The organism is Streptomyces sp. NPDC001920 (assembly GCF_053594495.1).
Map to the genome: position 1 here is coordinate 445662 of NZ_JBSFEP010000004.1, position 9538 is coordinate 455199.

Sequence of the window (9538 nt, forward strand, 5' to 3'; positions counted from 1 at the left end):
ATCGAGGGGAATTCAACCGGTCGGAGAAGGGCGAGCACAGATGTCCCTCGGGCGCAGTCCTGAATCCTCCCCTCTGGACACTACCGACGCTTCGTCGATCGCTGTGGTCGGAATCGCCTGCCGGCTGCCGGGGGCAGACGGGCCAGAGGCCTTCTGGCGGCTGCTCCGGGACGGCCACAGCGCTGTGTCGGAGACGCTGGCCGGCCGGTGGGAGCAGACGTGGAACCCCGGTACGGACGTCCCGGCAGCCGCGCAGGACGTCCGCCACGCAGGACTGCTGGACCGCGTGGACGGCTTCGACGCCGGCTTCTTCGGGATTTCACCGCTGGAGGCGGTGGAGACGGACCCGCAGCAGCGGCTGATGCTGGAGCTCGGCTGGGAGGCGCTGGAGGACGCCGGGGTCGTCCCGGGGAGCCTGGCGGGCAGCCGTACCGGTGTGTTCGTCGGGGCCATGGCGGACGACTATGCGGCCCTGCTGGGCCGGCGCGGCGCCGACGCCTACGGCTCGCACTCGCTGCCGGGCACCGGTCGCGGCATCATCGCCAACCGGGTCTCGTACACGCTGGGGCTGCGCGGCCCGAGCATGACGATCGACGCGGCCCAGGCATCGTCCCTGGTCGCCGTCCACATGGCGTGCGAGAGCCTGCGGACCGGGGAGTCCACGCTGGCCCTCGCCGGCGGGGTGAACCTCATCATCGGGCCGGAGAGCACCGCCCGGACAGCCCGGTTCGGGGCGCTGTCCCCGGACGGACGCTGCTACACCTTCGACTCCCGGGCCAACGGCTTCGTCCGGGGCGAGGGCGGCGCGTTCGTCGCCCTCAAGCCCCTGACCGCCGCGCTCGCGGACGGGGACACCGTCCTTGGTGTGATCCGGGGCAGCGCCGTCAACAACGACGGCGCCACCGACGGGCTGACGGTGCCCGGGCGGGAAGCCCAGGAGGACGTGGTCCGGCAGGCCTGTCTGCGTGCCGCGGTCGACCCGGCCGAGGTGCAGTACGTGGAACTGCACGGCACGGGCACCAAGGTCGGCGACCCGATCGAGGCCGCGGCCCTGGGCGGTGCCTACGGCCCTGGGCGGGACGCCGGGAGCCCTCTGCTGGTGGGCTCGGTGAAGACCAACATCGGTCACCTGGAAGGGGCTTCCGGGATCGCGGGTCTGGTCAAGGCCGTGCTCAGCATCAGGCACCGCGAGATCCCCGCCAGTTTGAACTTCGCGTCGCCCAACCCGCGCATCGACCAGGAGGCGCTGAAGCTCCGGGTGGTGACGGGCCGTGGTCCGTGGCCCGCGCCGGATCGACCGCTGCTCGCGGGCGTCAGCTCCTTCGGCATGGGCGGCACGAACTGCCATGTCGTGCTCACCGAGCCGCCGGCCGCCGCGGCGGCCGGGTACGGCACCGACGAGCGACGTGGCGCGGCGGACGGGCTCTCGGAGGCCGGGCACGGCCCGGCCGGCCGGGCGGTGGACGGTGACCGGCGCGGTGCCGGGCCCGTGCCGTGGGTGCTGTCGGCGCGGGAGCCGGAGGCACTGGCCGCCCAGGCCGAGCGCCTGCGCGCGCACGTCGACGCCCACCCCGGTCTCGCCCCCCGGGATGTCGGCTGGTCGCTGGCCGCCACCCGCACCGCCTTCACCCACCGTGCCGTCGTGCTCGGCGGTGACCGGGAGACGCTCCTCGCCGGACTGACGGCCCTCGCCGCCGACCCGGTGGCCGGCACCGGAACCGGAACCGTGCGCGGCCGGGTCCGTGGCGACGCGCGGCTCGCGGTGCTCTTCACCGGGCAGGGCAGCCAGTACGCGGGCATGGGCCGGGGCCTGTACGACACGTACCCGGTGTTCGCCGAGGCCTTCGACGCAGTCTGCGACAGGCTCGACCCCGACCTCGGACGGCCGCTGCGCGAGGTGGTCTTCGCCGAGCCCGGCTCGGCCGGGGCGGAACAGCTCGACGAGACCGCGTACACCCAGGCGGCGCTCTTCGCCGTCGAGGTCGCGCTGTTCCGGCTGGTCCAGCACTGGGGGGTACGGCCGGACTTCGTCCTCGGGCATTCGGTCGGCGAGCTGACCGCGGCCCATGTGGCGGAGGTGCTCTCGCTCGACGACGCCTGCACCCTCGTCGCGGCCCGGGGCCGGCTGATGCAGGCCCTGCCGCGCGGCGGCGCGATGCTCTCCGTGGCGGCGTCGGAGGACGAAGTCCTCGCCGCGCTCCCGGAATCCGGCCGTGTCTCGGTCGCCGCGGTGAATGCCCCCGGCGCCGTCGTGCTCTCGGGTGACGAGGAGGCCGTGGCCGAACTGGCCGCCCACTGGCAGGGCCTGGGACGCAAGGTCAAGCCGCTCCGGGTCAGCCATGCCTTCCATTCGCCCCGGATGGAGCCGATGCTGGCCGAGTTCGAGGAGGTCGCCCGCTCGTTGTCGTACGCGTCGGCGCGGATCCCCGTCGTGTCGAACGTCACCGGTCGGCTCGCCGACGCCGACGAGCTGTGCTCGCCCGGCTACTGGGCCCGCCACGTGCGGCGAACCGTCCGGTTCCGCGACGGTATGGCGACCTTGAGGTCCCAAGGTGCCACGGCGTACCTCGAGCTGGGGCCCGGCGGGGTGCTCACGGGTATCGCCGAGCACTGCCTCGACGACCTGGCCGGGCCGACCGCGGCCGTCGACCGGCCGGACGTGCTCGCGGCGACGCTGGCGTCGGACCGCGTGGAGCCCGAAACACTGCTGGACGCCCTCGCCCGAGTCCACGTCCACGGCATCCCGGTGCGCTGGGACGCGGTCGCCTCGCCCTCTGACGGGCCGACCGCCTCGCGGGTGCCGCTGCCCACGTACGCCTTCCAGCGGCGGAGCCACTGGCCACGGCTCGGCGCGGCCTCTGGTGCCGTCACGGCAGGGCGACCGGCCGCGGAGACGGCCGACGGGGAAACCGCCGCAGGCGCGGACGCTGCCCCGGACGCGCAGGTTTCCTGGGCGCGACGCTTGACGGCACTGGCCGGCGGCGAGCGGGAACGGGTGCTGCTCGACGTGGTGCGCACGGCGGTCGCCGAGGTCCTGGGGCACAGTTCACCGCAGGACGTGGACACCCGGCTCGCGTTCAAGGAGCTCGGCTTCGACTCGCTGTCGTCTGTGGCACTGCGCAACCGGCTGACCGAGGTCACCGGCCTGCGCCTGCCGGCCGCCCTGACCTACAACTGCCCCACGCCCACCGCTGTCGTGGACCATCTCCGCACCCGGGTCCTCGGCGCCGCCGAGGAGACCGAAGGCCCCGGTGCGATGTCCGCAGCACCCGGCGACGAGCCGATCGCCGTGGTGGCCATGGCGTGCCGCTACCCGGGCGGCGTGCAGTCGCCGGAGGATCTGTGGCGGCTGGTGGCCGAGGGCAGGGACGCCATCGGCGCCTTCCCCGAGAACCGTGGCTGGGACCTGGAGGGACTGTACGACCCGGACCCTGAGGCGCCGGGCGCCTCCTACGCGCGGTCCGGCGGGTTCCTGTACGACGCGGATCTCTTCGACGCTGCCTTCTTCGGGATCAGCCCGCGCGAGGCGCTGGCGATGGACCCGCAGCAGCGGCTGCTGCTGGAGACGTCGTGGGAGGCGCTGGAGCGGACCGGGATTCCACCCGCTTCCTGGCACGGCGAGCGGGTCGGGGTGTTCGTCGGCGCGATGGCGCAGGACTACGGGCCGCGGCTGCACGAGGCGCCTGAGGGACTCGACGGCTATCTGCTCACCGGCGGCACGGTGAGTGTCGCCTCGGGCCGCATCGCCTACACGCTGGGCCTGCGTGGTCCCGCGGTCACCGTTGACACGGCCTGCTCCTCGTCGTTGGTCGCTCTGCATCTGGCGAGCCAGGCACTGCGGCAGGGCGAGTGCGCGATGGCCCTCGCGGGCGGCGCGGCCGTGATGGCGTCGCCCGGAATGTTCGTGGAGTTCAGCCGGCAGCGGGGCCTGGCGCCGGACGGGCGGGCCAAGGCGTTCGCCGCCGCCGCGGACGGTACGTCATGGGCGGAGGGCGCCGGAATCGTCGTCCTGGAGCGGCTCTCGGACGCCCGGCGCAACGGCCACCCGGTCCTCGCCGTGCTGCGCGGCTCGGCCGTCAACCAGGACGGTGCGAGCAACGGGCTGGCGGCGCCCAGCGGTCCCGCCCAACGTGACGTGCTCGAACAGGCCCTGGCCGCCGCCGAGTTGACCGCCGACCAGGTCGATGCCGTGGAGGCGCACGGCACCGGCACGGTGCTCGGCGACCCGATCGAGGCCGAGGCGCTGGGCGCCGTGTACGGCCGGGGCAGGCCGGCGGAGCGGCCGCTGCTGCTGGGCTCACTCAAGTCCAACATCGGCCATACGCAGGCCGCTGCCGGTGTCGGTGGTGTGATCAAGATGGTCGAGGCCCTGCGGCATGGGGTGCTTCCGCGCTCGCTGCACGTCGACGCGCCGTCCCCGCACATCGACTGGGACGGCAGCGGTCTACGGCTGCTCACCGAGGCCGTGGAGTGGCCCGACACCGGGCGCCCCCGTCGCGCGGGTGTCTCCTCGTTCGGGATCAGCGGTACCAACGCCCATGTCGTCCTGGAGCAAGCTCCCCCCGACGGCGACGGCAGCGACGCCCCGTCCGCTGTCGCCCCCGCCGCGGACGCCGACCGCACGGCGCCCACGCCGGTGCCCCTGCTGGTCTCGGCGAAATCCGCCAAGGCGCTGCGTGGACAGGCGGAACGGCTGCTGGAGCGCCTGTCCCCAGCCACCGATGACGAGCCGGGCCCGGATCCCGTGCCGCCCCTCGGCGCGGCGCTCGCCACGGCCCGCTCGTCGTTCGACCACCGGGCGGTGATCGTCGCCGCCGGCCCGGACGAGACCGTTCGGGGCCTGCGCGCCCTGGCGGCGGGAGAGAGCGCGCCGCAGCTCGTTTCGGGCGCCGTCGGCGCGGCCCCGGGCGGGACGGTGTTCGTCTTCCCCGGTCAGGGCTCGCAGTGGATGGGCATGGCACGGGAGCTGCTGGACACCTCTCCGGTGTTCCGCGGCCGTGTCGAGGCGTGCGAACGGGCCATGGCGGACCTCGTCGACTGGTCGCTGACCGAGGTGCTGGGCGGCGTACCGGGCGCGCCGTCCTTCGACCGGGTCGACGTCGTACAGCCCGCGCTGTTCGCGATGATGGTGTCCCTGGCCGAGCTGTGGCGCTCCTTCGGGGTGGTGCCGGACGCGGTCGTCGGGCACTCGCAGGGCGAGATCGCCGCCGCGTGCGTCGCCGGTGCGCTCTCCCTGGAGGACGCGGCGCGGATCGTGGTGCTGCGCAGCCGCGCGCTGGTGCGGCTGGCCGGCAGCGGCGGGCTGGTGTCGGTTCCGCTGCCCGCCGGCCGGGTGGCGGATGATCTGGCCCGCTGGGAGGGCCGGCTGAACGTCGCCACGGTGAACGGACCCTCCTCGACGGTGGTCGCCGGCGACCCCGAGGCGCTGGACGCGCTGGTGTCCGCGTACCTGGCCGACGGAGTACGGGCCCGCAGGATCCCGGTCGACTACGCGTCGCACTCACCGCAGGTGGAGGCGATCCGCGACGAGTTGATGGAGGTCCTCGACGGCATCGCGCCCCGGTCCGCCACGACGGCCTTCTACTCGACGGTCACGGGCGGCCGTGTCGACACGGCCGGGCTCGACACCGCGTACTGGTACCGGAACCTGCGTCAGACCGTACGGTTCGAGGAGGCGGTCCGCAGGCTGTGCGCCGACGGCTTCACCACCTTCGTCGAGTCGAGCCCCCACCCGGTGCTCACCGTCGGCGTCCGCGAGACCCTGGACGACGTCGCGGCCACGGCCGGTGACAGCGCCCGTGCGGCGGCGGAGGCGGTGGTGACCGGGTCGCTGCGCCGCGACGACGGCGGGTGGCGGCGCTTCCACACCAGTCTGGCCGAGGTCCATGTGCACGGTGTGCCGGTGGACTGGGCGGCAGCCTTCGCAGGCTCGCGGCGGCTGCCCGTCGAACTGCCCACGTATGCCTTCGACCGCGGCCGGTTCTGGCTGGAGGCGCCCGCCAGCGGCGGCGCGACCGGACACCTCGGGCTGAGCACGGCCGATCACCCGCTGCTCGGTGCGGCCGTCGAACTGGCCGACGGGGGCGGGCTCGTCCTCACCGGCAGCCTGTCGGCGCAGAGCCATCCCTGGCTGGCCGACCACGCGGTCGCCGGCACCGTGCTCCTGCCCGGGACGGCGTTCGTGGAACTGGCGCTGCACGCCGCGGGCCTCGCCGAGTGCGACCGGCTCGACGATCTGACCCTTCGGGCGCCGCTCCCGGTTCCGGAGTCGGACCGGGTCCGGCTGCAGATCGCCGTGGGCGCGGCCGACGACGACGGACGACGGGCCGTCAGCGTCCACTCCCGCCCGGACGCCTGCGAGGACGCGTCCTGGACCTGCCACGCCACGGGTGTGCTCGCGGCGAGCCGCCCCGGTGAACGGCCCGCCGACGCATCCGCGGACGTCCGGCCGCCGGAGGGGGCCGAGCCGGTCCCCGTCGAGGAGCTGTACTCCCTCCTCGCCCAGCAGGGGTACGAGTACGGGCGGGCCTTCCAAGGCGTGCGCGCCGTGTGGCGTACGGCGGCCGCGATCCACGCCGAGGTGCGTCTGGCCGAGCCCGAACACGCGGACGCCGCCCGCTTCGGCATCCATCCGGCCCTGCTGGACGCGGCCTTGCACCCGCTGGCCCTGGAACCGGCCGGTCTTCTGGGGGCGGACGGCGAGGGGCGGATCGGGCTCCCGTTCTCCTGGAGCGGTGTGGGCCTGCACACCGTCGGGGCCACGACGGTACGGGTGCGCTGGTCGCTGACCGGCGCGGACGCGGCCGAGGCGGTCATCACCGGTCCGGACGGCGTTCCGGTGGCCACCGTACGGTCGCTGGTGACGCGGCCCGCCGCGCCGGAGCAGCTCACCGCCGGCCGGTCCGCGCACGGCGGCTTTCTGTACCGGCCGGTGTGGGTCAAGGCCGCGCCGCCGGCAGCCGCCCCGGCGCCGGAGGACGACGCGTGGGCCGCGCTGCCCGTCCCCGGCGGCGACGAGGCCGTCACCGCGGCGATGGGGGCGAGGGTGCACGCCGACGTGGCCGCGCTCAAGGGGGCGGTAGCGGCCGGGGCGCCGGTTCCGGCGACCGTACTGGCCGCCGTGCCCGGGGACTTCGGGAACGGCGCGTTCGCGGCCGACGATGTGCCGCTCGCCGTGGGTGCGGCGAGCGCGGCCGTGCTGGCCCTGCTGCGCGAGTGGCTCGCCGAGCCGGCGTTCGTCTCTTCCCGGCTTGTGCTGCTGACGCGCCGCGCGGTGGTCACCGACAGGGACCGGGAGACGGCCGGCGGCGCGGCACCCGACCTGGTGACCGCCCCGCTCTGGGGCCTGGTCCGCACGGCCCAGGCCGAGCATCCCGGCAGGTTCGTCCTCGTCGACCTCGGTACCGACGAGCCGGCGCGCGGAGCCCTCGCGGCCGCACTGGCGCTCGACGAGCCGCAGGTGGCGCTGCGCGGCGGCGCCCCGTATCTGCCGCGCCTCGTCCGCGAGAGGGACAACCCGGCACAGGACGCGACGCGGCCGGGAGCGGGCGGCACCCCTCCGGTCGAGGACGGCACCGTGCTGATCACGGGAGCCACCGGCACGCTCGGCCGTCTGCTGGCGCGTCACCTGGTTACGGCGCACGGTGCCCGCCGCCTGCTGCTGGTCGGCCGCCGAGGCCCCGCCGCACCGGGCGCGGCCGCCCTGGAAGCGGACCTGTCCGCGCTCGGCGCCGAGGTGACGTGGGCCGCCTGTGACCTGGGCGACCGGGACGCCGTGGCGGAACTGCTGGCGTCCGTGCCGGCCGCGCACCCGCTGACGACGGTCGTCCACGCGGCCGGTGTGCTGTCCGACGGTGTCCTGGAGCAGCTCGGCCGGGAGCGCCTCGACGCCGTGCTGCGGCCCAAGGTCGACGGTGCGTGGCATCTCCATGAGCTCACCAAGGACATGGACCTCTCCCGCTTCGTCCTGCTGTCGTCGGTCACGGGCCTGCTCGGCAGTGCGGGACAGGCCGCGTACACGGCGGCGAACGCCTTCCTCGACGCGTTGGCGCACCGCCGCCGGGCCGAAGGGCTGCCCGCGGCGTCCCACGCGTGGGGACTGTGGGCCGACGCCAGTGGCATGACCGGTCACCTGTCGGAGTCCGACCTGGCGCGACTGGCACGTGGCGGCCTTCTGCCGCTGGCCACGGACGAAGGGCTGGCGCTGTTCGACCAGGCGCTCACGGCCGAGGAGCCGGTACTGGTTCCGGCCCGGTTCGACCTGGCGGGGCTGCGGCGCCGTGCCGCGGACGCGGACGCCGTTCCCGCCGTCCTGCGCGGGCTGGTCCGGACACCGGCGCGCCGGGCGGCCACCACCGCCGACGACGAGGTGTCACTGCGCGACCGCCTGGCCGCGCTGCCTTCCGAACGGCAGCTCGCCGAGGTACGGGATCTGGTCCGCGCCCAGGTGTCGACGGTGCTCGGACACGGCTCGCCGTCGGGGATCGAGGACGAGCGCGCGTTCAAGGAGCTCGGGTTCGATTCGCTCACGGCGGTCGATCTGCGCAACCGCCTGAACGCGGCGACGGGTCTGCGGCTGAGCGCGACGCTCGTCTTCGACCATCCGACACCCGCCGCGCTCGCGAACCGGCTCCACTCGGAGCTCACCGGTCACCGACCGGGTGCCGGTGTGGCGCAGGACGCGCCGGTGAGCACTACGGCCGGGACGGCGGACGACCCCATCGCGATCGTGGGAACCGGCTGCCGGTTCCCTGGTGGGGTGCGCTCGGCGGCCGATCTGTGGCGGCTGCTCGCCGACGGCCGTGGCGCCGTGGGCGACTTCCCGGAGGACCGCGGATGGAACGTGGCCGAGCTGTTCGCCCCGGACCCCGAGGCCGTCGGAAAGAGCTACACACGGCACGGCGGGTTCCTGGACGACGCGGGCGGTTTCGACGCGGACTTCTTCGGCATGAGCCCGCGTGAGGCGCTGGCGACGGACCCTCAGCAGCGGCAGCTGCTGGAGACGGCCTGGGAGACGATCGAGGGCGCGGGTCTGGACCCGTCGTCGCTGCGCGGCAGCAGCACCGGTGTCTTCGCCGGCGTGATGTACGGGGACTACGGCGGCCGGCTCCGCGAGGCGCCGGAGGAGCTGGAGGGCTTTCTGCGCAACGGCAGCCACGCAAGTGTGGCGTCGGGGCGGATCTCCTACACGTTCGGGTTCGAGGGACCGGCGGTCACCGTCGACACCGCCTGCTCGTCCTCACTGGTCGCCGTGCACCTGGCCGCCCAGGCCCTGCGCAACGGCGAGTGCGACATGGCGCTCGCCGGCGGCGTCACCGTCATGGCCACACCGGCCACCTTCGTCGAGTTCAGCCGCCAGCGCGGCCTCGCACCCGACGGACGCTGCAAGCCGTTCGCCGCCTCGGCCGACGGCACCGGTTTCTCCGAGGGCGTGGGCCTGGTCCTGCTGGAGCGGCTGTCGGACGCGCGCCGCAACGGCCACCCCGTCCTGGCAGTCGTACGCGGCAGCGCCGTCAACCAGGACGGCGCCAGCAACGGA

Annotated in this window: 1 protein-coding gene; it reads left to right on the forward strand. The window is 74.7% G+C overall.

Annotated features, from left to right (window positions below; genetic code table 11):
* Positions 1-40: 40 nt before the first annotated feature.
* Positions 41-9538 (forward strand): type I polyketide synthase (locus ACWCPI_RS09575; RefSeq protein WP_451037570.1); only part of this gene is annotated, 9498 nt, incomplete at its 3' end.